Raw genomic sequence first — 256 nt, 5'->3', positions numbered from 1 at the left:
CAAAAAGTCAGAGCCCGTTTTATGGGTGATGGCGTGCCTTTTGTAGAATGAACCGGCGAGTTACGTTCCCGTGCAAGGTTAAGGTGAAAAGCCGTAGCCGCAGCGAAAGCGAGTCTGAATAGGGCGACTTAGTACGTGGACGTAGACCCGAAACCGTGTGATCTACCCCTGTCCAGGGTGAAGGTGCGGTAACACGCACTGGAGGCCCGAACCCACGCACGTTGAAAAGTGCGGGGATGAGGTGGGGGTAGCGGAG

1 rRNA gene is annotated in these 256 nt (G+C 56.2%); it reads left to right on the top strand.

Going from position 1 to position 256, the window contains the following annotated elements:
• Nucleotides 1-256: ribosomal RNA gene (locus tag PV403_RS25155) — 23S ribosomal RNA — on the top strand; the annotation flags it as partial.

The sequence above is a fragment of the Paenibacillus sp. GYB006 genome (genome assembly GCF_036577645.1).
In the GTDB taxonomy this organism is placed as follows: domain Bacteria; phylum Bacillota; class Bacilli; order Paenibacillales; family Paenibacillaceae; genus Paenibacillus.
Note: the sequence above shows the minus strand (reverse complement) of the source record. Positions and strands in the feature narration are given on the sequence as shown.